14 protein-coding genes are annotated in these 16,030 nt (G+C 32.3%); 9 read left to right on the forward strand and 5 right to left on the reverse strand.

Going from position 1 to position 16,030, the window contains the following annotated elements:
- Positions 1-5: 5 nt before the first annotated feature.
- The 4 genes from V6251_RS01385 to ychF form a co-directional block, all read right to left on the reverse strand.
- Positions 6-2,678: a DNA gyrase/topoisomerase IV subunit A gene (locus tag V6251_RS01385; protein ID WP_341586666.1), complete on the reverse strand. Its 2,673-nt coding sequence runs from the start codon at positions 2,676-2,678 to the stop codon at positions 6-8.
- Entirely contained in the window at positions 2,679-4,538 is a 1,860-nt protein-coding gene (locus tag V6251_RS01390; protein WP_341586667.1) for a DNA topoisomerase IV subunit B, read from the reverse strand.
- A gap of 103 nt (positions 4,539-4,641) precedes the next feature.
- Entirely contained in the window at positions 4,642-5,109 is a 468-nt protein-coding gene (locus tag V6251_RS01395) for an SRPBCC family protein (RefSeq protein ID WP_341586668.1), read from the reverse strand.
- A gap of 82 nt (positions 5,110-5,191) precedes the next feature.
- Complete coding sequence (gene ychF, locus V6251_RS01400; RefSeq protein ID WP_341586669.1) at positions 5,192-6,286, reverse strand: redox-regulated ATPase YchF; 1,095 nt, start codon at positions 6,284-6,286, stop codon at positions 5,192-5,194.
- Between the two features lie 228 nt (positions 6,287-6,514).
- On the opposite strand from ychF, the gene V6251_RS01405 reads away from it, so the two are divergent.
- Entirely contained in the window at positions 6,515-9,325 is a 2,811-nt protein-coding gene (locus V6251_RS01405) for a TonB-dependent receptor (protein WP_341586671.1), read from the forward strand.
- Between the two features lie 109 nt (positions 9,326-9,434).
- Positions 9,435-10,178: a class I SAM-dependent methyltransferase gene (locus V6251_RS01410; protein ID WP_341586672.1), complete on the forward strand. Its 744-nt coding sequence runs from the start codon at positions 9,435-9,437 to the stop codon at positions 10,176-10,178.
- 67 nt (positions 10,179-10,245) lie between these two features.
- On the opposite strand, the gene V6251_RS01415 is transcribed toward V6251_RS01410, so the two are convergent.
- Positions 10,246-10,599 carry a 4Fe-4S dicluster domain-containing protein gene (locus V6251_RS01415; RefSeq protein ID WP_341586674.1) on the reverse strand — a complete coding sequence of 118 codons (354 nt, stop codon included), beginning with the start codon at positions 10,597-10,599 and terminating at the stop codon, positions 10,246-10,248.
- A 78-nt stretch (positions 10,600-10,677) separates the two neighbouring features.
- Between V6251_RS01415 and V6251_RS01420 the strand changes: the two genes are divergently transcribed.
- From V6251_RS01420 to V6251_RS01450, 7 genes are all read left to right on the forward strand, one after another.
- Complete coding sequence (locus tag V6251_RS01420) at positions 10,678-11,739, forward strand: acyl-CoA reductase (RefSeq protein WP_341586676.1); 1,062 nt, start codon at positions 10,678-10,680, stop codon at positions 11,737-11,739.
- Between the two features lie 107 nt (positions 11,740-11,846).
- Positions 11,847-12,908 (forward strand): 3-phosphoserine/phosphohydroxythreonine transaminase, encoded by a 1,062-nt coding sequence (gene serC, locus V6251_RS01425; RefSeq protein WP_145001787.1) that lies wholly within the window; start codon positions 11,847-11,849, stop codon positions 12,906-12,908.
- A gap of 11 nt (positions 12,909-12,919) precedes the next feature.
- Positions 12,920-13,876: a D-2-hydroxyacid dehydrogenase gene (locus V6251_RS01430; protein ID WP_292945095.1), complete on the forward strand. Its 957-nt coding sequence runs from the start codon at positions 12,920-12,922 to the stop codon at positions 13,874-13,876.
- 122 nt (positions 13,877-13,998) lie between these two features.
- Positions 13,999-14,637, forward strand: a complete 639-nt coding sequence (locus V6251_RS01435) for a DUF937 domain-containing protein (RefSeq protein ID WP_145001789.1) — start codon at positions 13,999-14,001, stop codon at positions 14,635-14,637.
- Positions 14,638-14,737: 100 nt separating this feature from the next.
- Complete coding sequence (locus V6251_RS01440) at positions 14,738-15,169, forward strand: DUF6146 family protein (protein WP_341586678.1); 432 nt, start codon at positions 14,738-14,740, stop codon at positions 15,167-15,169.
- A 36-nt stretch (positions 15,170-15,205) separates the two neighbouring features.
- Complete coding sequence (locus V6251_RS01445) at positions 15,206-15,697, forward strand: DUF6787 family protein (protein ID WP_341586679.1); 492 nt, start codon at positions 15,206-15,208, stop codon at positions 15,695-15,697.
- Positions 15,698-16,027: a hypothetical protein gene (locus V6251_RS01450; protein WP_341586680.1), complete on the forward strand. Its 330-nt coding sequence runs from the start codon at positions 15,698-15,700 to the stop codon at positions 16,025-16,027.
- The last annotated feature ends 3 nt before the right edge of the window (positions 16,028-16,030 follow it).

Below are 16,030 nucleotides of genomic sequence, written 5' to 3' on the forward strand. Positions count from 1 at the left end.
CAACACTAAAACAAAGTCACCTGACCCTTATCATCTAACCCATAATCCTGACTATCATCATCTTTACTAGATTTTTCATCTGTTTTAGATTCTGATTTTTCAGAAATATTCTCCTCCTCCTTCACTTCTATTTCTTGTGCTGGAGTTTCTTCTGGTGCTTCATAAGGAATAGGCTCTAATAAATTAATGGCATTTACTTTGTCTTTAGTTAGTTGGTTTCCTAAAGCAGAAATCCCTTTAATTGCTATAAATTCTTCCAAATTCACTTCTTCGTTATCCTTTCTATCTTTGCCTCTTTCTTTAGCAAAAACAATTTCGGCAACAGGTTTCCAGTCTGTAGATACAATTTCTAATTGCGAATTAGGATGATCTGTAATAAAGGATTCTTCTTTATTTTCATTTTCAATTAAAAATCGCTTAACATAATATCGCTCCTTTTCGCCATCATAATAAATAGCAGATACAGGCTTTTTAGGCAACCATTTTTCCATGACTATCATATCGTCATCAAAATGAAGCGTTACCTCTGGAGTAACGGTTTTTACTATACCTTTTTGATTTATTATTAACAGTTTATCCTCTCCTCTAAACTCGCCAACCAACTCACCTCTACCATCAACATTTAAACGCTGTACAGTGTCGTCAAACCATATTTTTCTTGGCTTTAAAGTCGAAATTCCTTTTTCTTTTAACTCTACAGATTTAATAGCATGTTTAGTCACCACGTTACCTTTAGACGCACGACCTTTAATTAAAATATCTGCAAAATCTAAATCCCATTTTAGTTTTTTAATACTACCAACCTGACGTAAACTAATAGAAACAACCTCAGCTTCTCCATTTGGATTAGCAGAGAAATACCAGGTTTTAGACCCTTTGTTTCCGTTGGTTAAATCATAATCTTTATCTCGTGTAATAGACGTCACTGCAAAACGCTTAACGTATGCTGGACCTTTTGTGCCATCACGATAAATTAAATTATAAATAGTACGCTTGTCTTTCTTTTTAAAGACTGCTACGTGTATAATATTTTTACCTATAAAGGTTTTACTATCTACTTTTGTGACCATCATTTTACCTTCTGCAGTAAAAGCAATAATGTCATCAATATCACTACAATCGCAAACATACTCGTCTCGTTTTAGTGATGTACCAATAAAACCTTCTTCTCTATTTACATATAATTTGGTGTTTCTAATCACTACTTTAGTAGCATCCACATCTTCAAACGCACGCAATTCTGTTTTACGCTCACGACCTTCGCCATACTCTTTTTTAAGTCTTGTAAAATAGGCTATGGCATAGTCTATTAAATTTGCTAAATGATGTTTAACCTCAGCTATTTGCGCTTCTAATGCGTCAATTTTTTGTTGAGCTTTATCAATATCAAATTTAGAAATACGCTTAATTCTAATTTCTGTTAAACGCGTAATATCATCTACTGTAATTGCACGTTTAAGATGTTGTATATGTGGTTGCAATCCTTTATCAATAGCCTCAATAACACCATCCCAAGTTTCCTCTTCTTCAATGTCACGATAGATTCTATTTTCGATAAAAATACGTTCAAGACTCGCAAAGTGCCATTGCTCTTCAAACTCACCTAGTCTAATTTCTAACTCTTGTCTTAATAAATCTACAGTATTATCTGTACTACGACGTAACATTTCTGTCACACCAACAAATAGTGGTTTGTTATCTTCAATAACACAACCTAAAGGCGAAATTGAACTTTCGCAAGCTGTAAATGCATATAAGGCATCAATGGTTTTATCTGGAGACAAACCAGAAGGTAAATGAATTAAAATCTCTACAGTTGCAGCTGTATTGTCTTCAATTTTTTTGATTTTAATTTTTCCTTTGTCGTTAGCTTTTAATATCGAATCTATTAATGAAGAGGTTGTAGTACCAAAAGGCAACTCATTAACAACCAATGTGTTTTTATCTAATTGGCTAATTTTAGCACGACAACGTACTTTTCCGCCACGCAATCCATCATTATAATCACTACAATCTGCAATACCTCCTGTTGGAAAATCTGGAAACAATGTAAAGCGTTTGCCTTGCAAGTGTTTAACCGAAGCGTCAATTAACTCAATAAAATTATGTGGTAATATTTTAGTAGAAAGTCCGACTGCAATACCTTCTCCTCCCTGTGCAAGCAATAAAGGAAACATTACTGGTAAATTCACAGGCTCTTTACGACGACCATCATAGGACGATTGCCATTCTGTTATCTTAGGATTAAAAACGACATCCAATCCAAATTTTGATATACGAGCTTCAATATAACGTGCTGCTGCTGCACGATCTCCTGTTAGGATGTTTCCCCAGTTTCCTTGTGTATCTATTAATAAATCTTTTTGACCAATTTGTACCATAGCATCTGCAATACTTGCATCTCCATGTGGATGATACTGCATAGTATGTCCAACAATATTGGCTACTTTATTATAACGTCCATCATCCAAATCCTTCATGGAATGCATGATGCGACGTTGTACAGGTTTAAAACCGTCTTCAATTGCTGGAACTGCACGTTCCAGAATTACATATGAGGCATAATCTAAAAACCATTCTTTATACATACCAGTAATCCTGGTAATGGTTTCTTGAGGTTCTTGATTATCTAAGTTTTCTAAATTGTCGTTAGCTAGGTCGTCGTTTTCTTCTATCATCTATTTATCCTCCTCAATTAAATCAAGTTCAACTTTAAGATTATCAATAATAAACTCTTGTCTGGTTGGTGTGTTTTTACCCATGTAAAATGACAACAACTCTTCAATAGACATGTTATCATCTAACATTACTGGATCCAATCTAATGTCTTCACCTATAAAGTGAACAAACTCATCTGGACTAATTTCACCTAAACCTTTAAATCGAGTAATTTCTGGTTTAGGTTTTAGCTTCTCAATAGCGTCTTTACGCTCTTCTTCTGAGTAACAATAAATGGTTTCTTTTTTATTACGAACCCTAAATAAAGGGGTTTGCAGTATATACAAATGCCCTTCTTTAATGACTTCTGGAAAAAATTGTAAAAAGAAAGTAATTAATAATAATCTAATGTGCATACCATCAACATCGGCATCTGTTGCAATAACGACGTTGTTGTATCTTAAATCTTCTAGCGACTCTTCGATATTTAAAGCAGCTTGCAGGAGATTAAACTCTTCGTTTTCGTAAACAATCTTCTTTGTTAATCCATAACAGTTTAATGGTTTACCCTTTAAACTAAATACTGCTTGTGTATTAACGTCTCTAGATTTTGTGATACTACCTGATGCCGAATCTCCCTCTGTTATAAACAAGGTACTTTCTAGGTTACGTTCATTTTTAATATCACCAAAATGTACACGACAATCGCGTAATTTTTTATTGTGTAAACTTGCTTTTTTAGCTCTGTCTTTTGCTAATTTTCTAATTCCAGATAACTCTTTACGCTCACGTTCTGCTTGTAAAATTTTACGTTGTAGTTTATCTGCTGTTTCTGGATTTTTGTGTAAATAATTATCTAAATGTGTTTTTAAAAAATCTGAAACATAGGTTCTAACAGTAGGTAACTCTCCTCCCATGTCTGTAGATCCAAGTTTTGTTTTTGTTTGACTCTCAAAAACAGGTTCCATAACCTTTATAGCTACAGCACTTACAACGGACTTACGTATATCTGAAGCATCATATTGTTTTCCAAAAAAGTCACGAATGGTTTTTACCAAACCTTCTCTAAAGGCATTTAAGTGCGTACCTCCTTGTGTTGTATTTTGACCATTTACAAAACTGTTATATTCTTCGCTATATTGTGTTTTACTATGTGTTAATGCTACTTCAATATCATCACCACGTAAATGAATGATTGGATATAACAAGTCTGATTCAGCTATTTTTTCTGCTAATAAATCTTTTAATCCGTTTTCAGAATAAAATTTTTCTCCATTAAAAACTATAGTCAATCCTGGGTTTAGGTAAACATAGTTTTTAAGCATTTTTACTACATATTCACTTCTGTATTTGTAGTTTTTAAATATAATATCATCAGGAACGAAGGATACCTTGGTACCTTTACGACGCGTTGTTTCTTCTAAAAACTCCTCGTCCATTAAATTACCTTGAGCAAAATCTGCAGAAGCACTTTTACCATCTCTAGAAGACTCTACTCTAAAATAAGATGATAATGCATTTACTGCTTTTGTACCGACACCATTTAATCCCACAGATTTTTTAAAGGCTTTTGAGTCGTACTTACCTCCTGTGTTCATTTTAGACACAACATCTACAACTTTTCCTAAAGGAATACCACGTCCATAATCGCGAACAATAACTTTGCTTCCTTGTATGGAGATTTCTATGGTCTTTCCTGCTCCCATGACATACTCATCAATGGAGTTATCTAACACCTCTTTTAGTAGAATATATATACCATCATCTGGAGACGATCCGTCACCAAGCTTTCCAATATACATTCCTGGACGCATACGAATATGCTCTTTCCAGTCTAGTGATCGTATATTATCTTCGGTATATTTAGTTTGTTCTGACATAAAATTTTGATGCAATTTGGAGATACGTTGCTAATATAATATAACCCTTTAAAAAATGAAACACTGCATAGATAAAGTAATTAACAATGTATAACTATTAGTGTTAAGATTGTTGATTTTGTATGATTTCGGCCTTAATTTTTAGATAATGATTTCTAGTTTCAAGCAAATTTTTCATGTAACTAGTTAAAAATAACACGTTAGCCAATCTACCTAAAACACCAAAAGGCGACTGAAAATAAAACATATCAATCATGATGGTATCTCCTCCTTTTGTACTAAAAATATGTTCGTGCTTAAAACTTTTAAATGCTCCTGAAACCATTTGATCAACAAAGTAATTAGGCGATTCAAAATGTGTTATTTTGGAGGTTAGTTGCTGACGGATTCCAAAATGAGTAGCTTCCCATGTTACCGATTCTCCTAAACCTATTAAGCCAGAGGTTTTACCTGCAATAGCCTTCTCATTTGAGTGTTTTAATGAATCCTTATGAAAATCTATATCTCTGGACAAATCAAAGCATGTTTTTAAACGCGCATGTATAACTGTTTTAAGTTGTATTAAAGGCATATTAATTACTTTACTGTAAAAATACAAAACGCCATAATGACATGCATCATTATGGCGTTGTAAAAACTTTATTTTAGTAGGCTTACACGTTAAATAAGAAATGCATTACATCTCCATCTTTAACAGTGTATCCTTTACCTTCTACTCTCATTTTACCAGCCTCTTTAACTTTTGACTCGCTACCGTAAGTAACATAATCATCATAAGCAATCACTTCGGCACGAATAAAACCTTTTTCAAAATCTGTATGAATTACTCCTGCAGCCTGTGGTGCAGTTGACCCAACATTTATAGTCCATGCTCTAACTTCCTTAACTCCTGCTGTAAAGTAAGTTTGTTGGTTTAGTAATTTATAAGCAGATCTAATTAATTTTGCAGATCCTGGCTCTTCTAATCCAATATCTGATAAAAACATTTGACGCTCTTCATAATCATCCAACTCATTAATGTCTGCTTCTGTTCCAACTGCTAATACTAATACTTCAGCATTTTCATCTTTAACAGCATCTTTAACTAAATCTACGTAAGCATTTCCAGAGACAGCACTATCCTCATCCACATTACAAACATATAATACAGGTTTTCCTGTTATTAGTTGCGATGGCTTAACAAATTCTTCTAATTCATCTTCTGTAAACTCTAAAGCTCTAACAGACACACCTGCTTCTAAACCAGCTTTTAACTTTAGTAACACAGCCTCTTCTTTTTGAGCCTCTTTATTACCTGTTTTTGCAGCACGTTTAACTTTTTCTAGTTTTTTATCTACAGTTTCAAGATCCTTTAACTGTAATTCCATATCGATAGTTTCCTTATCTCTAATTGGATTTACATTGCCATCAACATGCACAATGTTATCATTGTCAAAACAACGTAAAACATGTAAGATTGCATCTGTTTCTCTAATGTTTCCTAAAAACTGATTCCCTAAACCTTCACCTTTACTTGCTCCTTTTACTAATCCTGCGATGTCAACAATCTCAACAGTTGCTGGTAATACACGTTCTGGATTAACCAAGCTTTCTAACTTTTCTAATCTTGGGTCTGGTACATTTACTACACCTATGTTAGGCTCTATAGTACAAAACGGAAAGTTAGCACTTTGCGCTTTTGCATTTGATAAACAATTAAATAATGTTGATTTACCAACGTTAGGCAATCCTACAATTCCTGCTTTCATGTAAAGAAAATTTATTTCAAATTAAGGCTGCAAATATAGCACTATCTTATTTACTAAATTACAGTTGTTTTATATTTAATTGACTCTACAAAAACCCAATAAAACACTTAATATTTAACAAAAATACTGATAAATTCTTACAAATTTTATAAATTTTATAAACAAACAACATCGTTTTGTTAAAATTTTAACATAATTTAGCGTCTAATCAACTTAAAATCTTTAAATATGAAAAAACTTAAATTATTGTTTTTACTTCTGCTCTCTGTAGCATTTGCAAGTGCACAAACCAATGTAACTGGTACTGTTAAAGGTGACGATGGTTTTGGCATACCTACAGTTAATGTTGTAGAAAAAGGAACCTCTAACGGAACAACAACGGATTTTGATGGTAATTACTCATTAAACGTGTCAAGCAATGCTACTTTAGTATTTAGTTACGTTGGTTATGAAAGTAAAGAAATATCGGTAAACGGTCAGTCTACAGTTAATGTTACATTATCAAGTGGTGAGGCATTGGATGAAGTTGTATTGGTTGGTTCTAGAACAGCTCCCAGAAGTAATGTAGACAGCGCATTGCCTATTGACGTAGTTGGTACAAAAGAACTAACATCCACTGGTCAAGCTACCTTTGACAAAGCACTACAGTACAGAATACCATCCTTTAACACAGTACAAACACCTGTTAATGATGCGACTTCTTTATTAGACCCTTATGAAATTAGAAACATGGGTCCAAGCAGAACCTTAATACTAATTAACGGAAAGCGTAAAAATTTAAGTGCTTTATTATACACACAAACTTCTCCTGGACGTGGAGAAACTGGTGCAGATATTTCTGCCATACCTACAGACGCGATTAAACGTGTAGAAATTTTACGAGATGGTGCGTCTGCTCAATATGGTTCTGATGCTATTGCTGGTGTAATGAATATTATACTAAAAGATAATGCAAATTTTGGATCTGCAACTTTAAGAAGTGGTATTACTAGTGAAGGTGATGGAGAAATGATTGGAATTGCTGTAAATAATGGTTCTACAATTGGAGGCGATAAAGGTTTTATTAATTACACTATAGATTTTTCTAAAACTAATTTAGCAAATAGACCAGGAACAGTAAATGCTATAGCAGAAGCTGATGCTGATTTAGGATTTGATGCTGATTTAGGATTTGTTCAAGAATTTTTATCTCGTCGTCCAGATGCAGGAAATATTAATGGTTCTCCTGAAAATGCAGCTTCAAAATTCTTAATTAATAGTGGGTTAGATATAGCTGAAAACACAGAACTTTATTTTAACGCAGCTTACGTATATAAAAAAGTAAATAGCTTTGCTAATTACAGAACGCCATATTGGAGGGCTTTAAATGATGACAATGCTTATTTAGCAGATTTTTTTCCTGGAAATAATCCAAATACAACTAATGGATATGATGGATATGTGCCAACTTTTGAAGGTTTATTAAACGATTACAATGGTACCGTTGGAGTAAGAACTAAAATAAACGATTGGAATGTTGATTTAAGTTATACTACAGGAGGAAACACACAGACCTATAAGGTTAATCAATCTCATAACGGAAATGAAGTTTATGCAGCAAATTACAATCCTGAAACAGGAGAGTTTGAAGCTGTAGAATTATACAGAGCTAATAGTCCACAATCTTTTGATCCAGGAGGAACTAGATTTACACATAACGTTGGTAACATTGACATCTCTAGAGTACTATCCGATAAAGTAAGTATTGGATTTGGTACAGAGTTTAGAAACGAAACTTTTGAAGTAATCGAAGGTGGTGCTGCATCTTACGAAGGTGGTGGAGCAGATTCTTTTGCTGGAAATACGCCTCAAAACTCAGGTAAATTTAATAGATACAATTTTGGTGGTTACTTTTCAATTGATTATGACGTAAGTGATGCTTTTCTTTTAAGTGGTACAATTAGAACAGAAAATTATTCAGATTTTGGAAACACCTTTGTTTACAAACTTAGTTCTAGATTAAAGTTAAACGATCAATTTACAGCAAGAGCTTCAGTTTCTTCTGGGTTTAGAGCACCTACATTACACCAAATTTACACACAAAAATCGCAATACTCTTTCCAACCAGGTGGTGCAATTGTTGTTGGTGGATTAGCTAATAATGTATCCACTCAAGCAACTTTATTAGGAATCCCTAATTTAGACGCAGAAACATCTAACAACTTTACAATTGGATTTGGTGGTAAACTTGAAAACAATTTTAGCTTTACTTTAGATTACTATAATATTTCTGTAAAAGACAGAATTGTATTAGGTGCAGAAATTACAGGTACAGCTTTTGACGTTAATGGTAATAATATTGGTACAACACCTCTAGATGATATTTTAAGGGATAACAACTTGTCAGATATAAGCTTTTTCTCTAACGCAATTGACACAAGAACATCTGGTATTGATGTAGTATTAAGCAAAAAAAATATTGAAATCGGTAATGGAGACTTGGATTTAAATTTATCAGGAAACTACACTTTCCAAAACGAAAGAGATGGTGACGTTAAAGACATACCTTTAGTAGCACAAGCTGGTCAATCTGTAGTAAATGCAACTCAAGAAGCTTTATTTTTTACTTCTAGACCAGAAACTAAATGGATCCTTGGTGCTAACTATGAAATTAACAAATTTGGACTTTCATTAAACAACACCTATTTTGGAAAAACAACATTTAAACAACAAGGATTAGATAATAATTTACGTACTGAGTTTACACCTAAAATTGTAACAGACTTAGGTATCAATTACAGTGCTTCTGATAAATTAACTATTGCGTTAAACATTAATAACATTTTAAATGTACTTCCAGAATGGAGCTTCAAAGCTGAAAATGCTGCTGGTGAAGCTATAATTAACGATACGTCAATAACCTCTACTGGTCAAACTGAGATTCAAAATCAATCAGATTTAATAACTTTTAACCAACGTTACTCTCAAATGACTTATGATGGTTACCATTTTAGTCAACTAGGGACAATGTTTAATTTATCTTTAAACTATAAGTTTTAAAATTTAAAATAGTTTTAATAAAAAAATGCTGCTCTTTACGAGCAGTATTTTTTTTTATCTTTAATTAGTATTATTCCATTAATAAGTTAATTAACACACTAAATAAATTATGCAAAGTTTATACTCCAATGGATTTGAAAAGATTTATGATGCTATGTATCAAACCTTTATAAATTATACAGATGAGTATCTATTTTACAACACACTACTTAAAAAATATAATAAAAATAGTGTATTAGAAATAGGTTCCGGAACAGGTAACTTAGCTAAACATTTTATAGACAACAATTTTAATTATCAAGGATTGGACTATAGTCAAGATATGGTAAATTTATCATCCTCAAAGCTGCCAAATGGTCATTTTAAGCAAGGTGACATGAGGTATTTTAAACTTAATAACACTGTTGAAAGTATTATTATTACAGGACGGTCGACTAGCTACTTACTATCAAACCTAGACGTAACTAACGCTTTACAAGCAATTTATTTAAACTTAGATGATAATGGTATATTATGTTTTGATTTTATAGATGCTAACAGGTTTTTTAAAATGATAAAAGGTGGCAAACATATACATCATGCTGCATCATTTAATAACAATCAGTATACTAGAGATAGCTATTTAAACACAAATACATCAAACAACTTTATGTTTGATTGGGATTCTAAATACTTTCAAATTAAACAAAACAAAAAAAAACTAATAGCAGAGGATAAATCAGAAGTAAGAGCATTTATTAAAAATGAGTGGGAACTTCTGCTAAACCTTAATAATTTTAAGGTATTAGAGTGTATTGACAAGCCAGCTTATATGTTTGATTGTTACGCTGTAGTGGCTCAAAAAATAGCATAAAAAAAACCTAAGACTGTGCTGCTTAGGTTTAATTTAGTTTATATCAAGTATATGCTTCTAAAAGATATTATCCATCAGGATGCATAAATTTTTGTTTTCCTAATAAAGCATCTTTACTCTCTACATGATCATCATCAGGTACACAACAATCTACTGGGCAAACTGCTGCACATTGTGGCTCTTCATGAAAACCTACACATTCTGTACACTTATCAGGTACAATGTAATAAATCTCATCACTAATAGGCTCTTGTGCTTCATCTGCATCAACTTCTTTACCATCCGTTAACACTAACTTACCGTTAAGACTTGTTCCATCTTTATATCTCCAATCATCAGCACCTTCATAAATTGCTGTATTTGGGCATTCTGGTTCACAAGCTCCACAGTTAATACATTCGTCTGTTATAATAATTGCCATAGCGTATTTTTAATCTTTTTTGTTTACTTAACTTTGTGGTGCAAAAATAAAGCCAAAAAAGGTGTTATACAAATAATAATGAGTAACAAAGATCACATAACGGAAGCATTTGTACAATTAGGCCATTTTATTAGTCAATTTACTACAGAAAGTCCTGAGAAAAAAGAAAACATACTACATAACCAATTGTTTTTTGATGGTTTTAAACATCAAATTAAGTTAGCAAAAGAACATAATGGTTGGTTTACACAACAAAATATTCAATATGCTTTAAAAGGTTGGAGTGACCAATTAACTAAAGCAACGCTTCAAAATTGGTTAAAAAAGTACGATTTAACGACTACCAATCCTAAAACCGTTGCCATAATTATGGCTGGTAATATTCCGTTAGTAGGTTTTCATGATTTTTTATGTGTTTTACTAACTGGACATTCCTTATTAGTTAAACAATCTTCTAACGACAAACACCTTCTACCCTATTTAGCCAAATATTTAGAACATGTAACTCCAGATTTAAAAGGAAAAATAACCTTTACAGAAGATAAATTACAAAACTTTGACGCAGTAATTGCTACCGGAAGCAATAACACAGCACGCTATTTTGAGTTTTATTTTAAGAATAAACCTTCAATAATTAGAAAAAGCAGAAACTCGGCTGCAATATTAACAGGATCTGAAACTCCAGAACAGTTAGACGCCTTATCTGATGATATTTTTAGATACTATGGTTTAGGTTGCAGAAATGTTTCTAAAATGTTTATTCCTAGAGATTATAATTTTGATGCTTTTTTTAATGCCATGTATAAATGGAATCCGATTATTAACGAAGCCAAATACGCTAACAATTACGACTATAATAAAGCAGTATATATAATGAGCGAATTTGATATGCTAGAAAATGGTTTTTTAATGATTAAAGAAGACCAAAGCTACGCATCACCAATAGCTACTGTGTTTTATGAGTATTATGATTCTATTGAAACTTTAAAGCAAAAATTACAACTTGATAAAGATTTAATACAATGTATTGTCGCTAATAATTTTGATGATTCAGAAGTTTCGTTTGGAAAAACACAACAACCAGAACTTTCAGATTACGCAGACGATGTTGACACAATTGCATTTTTATTAAAAATCTAAAGGATAAATTATTAAATTCTTAACTTAATTTAAATCAATAATTAGCACCTTTGTTAATTGATAAAATAAGATAATTTCTGTATAACCAGAAAACTAAATTTGTAACCATGCAAAAACATAATTTTAGCGCAGGACCATGCGTATTACCTCAAGAAGTATTACAAAAAGCATCACAAGCTTTATTAGATTTTGATAACGGATTATCCTTAATCGAAGTCTCGCATAGAAGTAAGTCCTTTGTTGATGTGATGGAACAAGCTAGAGCTTTAGCATTAGAGTTATTAGGCCTAGAAGGTAAAGGCTACAAAGCCTTATTTTTACAAGGTGGAGCAAGCATGCAATTTTTAATGGTCGCTCAAAATTTATTAGAAAAAAAAGCTTCCTATTTAAACACAGGAACTTGGGCAGACAAGGCTATTAAAGAAGCTAAAATTTACGCAGATATTGTAGAAGTTGCATCCTCTAAAGACGCTAACTATAATTATATTCCAAAAGGTTTCGATATTCCAGAAGATCATGATTATTTTCATTGCACATCCAACAACACTATTTTTGGAACACAAATGAAAAGTTTTCCTAAATCACCAATCCCATTAGTATGTGATATGAGTAGCGATATTTTTTCACGCTCATTAGACTTTTCTCAATTTGACTTAATTTACGCAGGAGCTCAAAAAAACATGGGACCAGCTGGTACAACCTTAATTGTTGTTAAAGAAGATATTTTAGGAAAAGTATCGCGTAAAATACCATCAATGTTAGACTATAAAGTACATATAGACAAAAGCAGTATGTTTAATACACCTCCTGTATTTGCAGTCTACACTTCTATGTTAACTTTACAATGGTTAAAGGATTTAGGTGGTATTAAAGCTATCGAAAAAGAAAATGACAAAAAAGCAAGATTAATGTATTCTGAAATTGATTTAAACCCACTATTTAAAGGTTTTGCAGCTAAAGAAGACAGATCAGACATGAACGCTACCTTTACATTAGTTAATGAAGATTTAAAAGAAACTTTTGACACCATGTGGAAAGAAGCTGGCGTTAGTGGATTAAATGGACATAGAAGCGTTGGAGGTTACAGAGCAAGCATGTATAACGCCTTATCTTTAGATAGCGTTAAAGTACTTGTTGAAGTAATGAGTGAATTAGAAAGTAAAGCATAAAATTATTGAAAATGAAAATATTAGCAAACGACGGAATTTCACAAAGCGGAATTGACGCTTTAGAAGCTGCAGGTTTTGAAGTTAACACAACAACAGTAGCCCAAGAGCAGTTAATTAATTACATAAACGATAAAGACATTAGTGTTTTACTAGTAAGAAGCGCTACAACTGCAAGAAAAGATCTAATCGACGCTTGTCCTAATCTTAAAATTATTGGACGTGGTGGTGTCGGAATGGATAACATAGACGTTGACTATGCCAAACAAAAAGGCTTACACGTTATAAATACACCAGCAGCATCATCGCAGTCTGTTGCCGAGTTAGTTTTTGCTCACCTATATGGTGGAGTAAGATTTTTACACGACGCTAACAGAAACATGCCTTTAGATGGTGACACACAATTTAAAAAATTAAAGAAAAACTACGCTAAAGGAGTTGAGTTAAGAGGAAAAACGCTTGGTGTAATTGGATTTGGTCGTATTGGTCAAGAAGTTGCAAAAATTGGTTTAGGTGTTGGAATGAAAGTTATTGCAGCAGATAAATTTATAGAAGCTGCAGATGTTAGTGTTGACTTTTTTGATGGACAATCAGTAACATTTAATATTAAAACTGAAACAATGGAGGATGTTTTAAAACAATCAGACTTTGTTACACTTCACGTACCAGCACAAAAAGACTACGTTATAGGCAAACCTGAGTTTGATGTCATGAAAGATGGATCTGCTATAATTAATGCTGCAAGAGGTGGTGTTGTTAATGAAGTAGATTTAGTAAGTGCGCTTGAAAGCGGAAAACTAGCATTTGCAGGTTTGGATACGTTTCAAAACGAACCTACTCCAGCAGTACAATTATTAATGAATGGTAGAATTTCTTTAACGCCACACATTGGAGCTGCAACTAATGAAGCACAAGATAGAATTGGTACAGAGTTAGCTACACAAATTAAAAATATACTTTTAAACGGATAAATAACACATTTAAACGTTTACTTATTAAAAACGGAATTTATAAAAAGCCACATTGTTAAAATGTGGCTTTTTTTTGTACTTTTCAACTATCAAATCGTATTAACTATTAATTTTTATATAAAATGGCAGGAATTTTAGACCTATTAAACTCAGATTTAGGAAAAACAATTATCAGTGGTGTATCTGGATCAACAGGAACAGACCAAGACAGAACAGGAAGTGTTTTAACAATGGCTTTACCAGTGTTAATGAAAGCAATGGAGCGCAACGCTTCAACACCAGAAGGAGCAGAAGGACTTTTAGGAGCAATTAAAGGAAAGCACAATGGTAGCATATTAGATAATTTAGGAGACCTTTTTGGAGGTGGAGTAAATGAAGAAGTTGTTAATGATGGTGACAAAATTTTAGGTCATGTATTAGGTGCTAAAAGAGATGGTGTACAACAAGTAATAGGACAAAAATCTGGCTTAGATTCTGGATCAGTTGCAAACATATTAAAAGTAGCAGCTCCAATTTTAATGGGTGTTTTAGGAAAACAAGCAAGTCAAAACAACGTAAGCTCTACAAATGACTTAGGTGGTTTACTTGGTGGTTTACTTGGTGGAAACGAAACTAAAAACGAACAAAGCTTTTTAGAAAAAATATTAGATGCAGATGGTGATGGTAGCATTATCGATGATGTTGCAGGAATGGTACTTGGTGGTGGATCTAGTAAAAAAGGAGGATTATCTGGTTTATTAGGTGGTCTTTTTGGAAAATAAACCTTTCATTTTATAATTTATATAAAGCCAAACCTCTGTTTGGCTTTTTTTTGTGACTTATATCAACTTATTTTTTTGTATTTTTAAGAAAAAGAAGCGCATGAAAAACATACTTTTATTTGCTCTATTATTAATGATAGCTTTTAGCTGTAACACCAATAAAGTTGCTAGTTCCAAAGATTTATCATTGGCTCAACCTGGTGACACTATTACCATATCAAGTGACAAAACAGAATATGATATTATTATTATAGAGCCAGGTTTTAATACTTGGTTGCAAACTGTAGCTAAACCGGAAGGCTATTATACACAACAATATCTAGAAAATAAAAATGTAATGTATGTATCAGCTTGGAATAATCGTGCATTACAGCCACAACGCTACAACCCAAACTTATACGAACTCCAAATTGACTACCAATCTAACATAGATTATGGTTATGACGTTAATTATAAGTTGTATAATTATTTTGTTTATTTCCAAAACAGATATAAACAAAATCTTTTAGGTGGTCGTATTCCTCCTAATTAAAGCCTTTTCTATATCTTTGCAACGATAAAAATTGCAATGGAAAAATTTAAAAAACGTTGGGAAATCCAACAAAATTGGCAACTATTATTTCCTGTATTAGGATTTTTAGCACTAGCATATTCTAGCTATAAGCTTGCTAATAAAATGATTGACAACAACATATTCTTAGTTATTACTTTTACTATAATAACCACTTCAGTATTATTAAAGTTTGTATTATTTCTGTTTAAAAAACTAGAAAACAAGTGGGAAGTCACTTATAAATGGGAAATGATACGCATATTTATAGTGTTTGCTGTTACTGGTAGTTCTTCTTTATTTGTAGGAAGACCAATAATATATTGGTTAGGAATTACTAAAGAAAACTTAAATATTGTGGTCTATTGGATTTTATATATTATCATTGGGCTAATTTTCTATCAAATAATGTTAGTCTTTTTTGGGTGGCTTTCAGGTCAACACAAATTCTTTTGGGAATTTGAAAAAAAGATGATAAGACGTTTTGGTTTAGGTAAATTCGTAGATTAATTGAAACAACAACAGCACATAGCATTTAAATATATAGCAATAGTTTTACTACTTGCTGTAATGCTACCTTCTGCTGTAAAGTTTACACATGTTTTAGAAAACCATACGCATGAAGTGTGTTTAGACAATATTACGTCTCACATGCATGAAACTGATGTAGAATGTGAATTTTATAAGTTTAAACTTAACACCCAATACTATACTTTTTTTGAAATTTCTTTATTAAATATAGAAGATAATTTCTTAAAAATAAACAATACATTATATAACTTTAAGTATAATCATCAGCAATTATCGTACTCGCTTCGAGGTCCTCCTTTTTTAGTTTAACAT

The sequence above is a fragment of the Olleya sp. Ti.3.14 genome, from assembly GCF_038154885.1.
GTDB lineage: Bacteria > Bacteroidota > Bacteroidia > Flavobacteriales > Flavobacteriaceae > Olleya.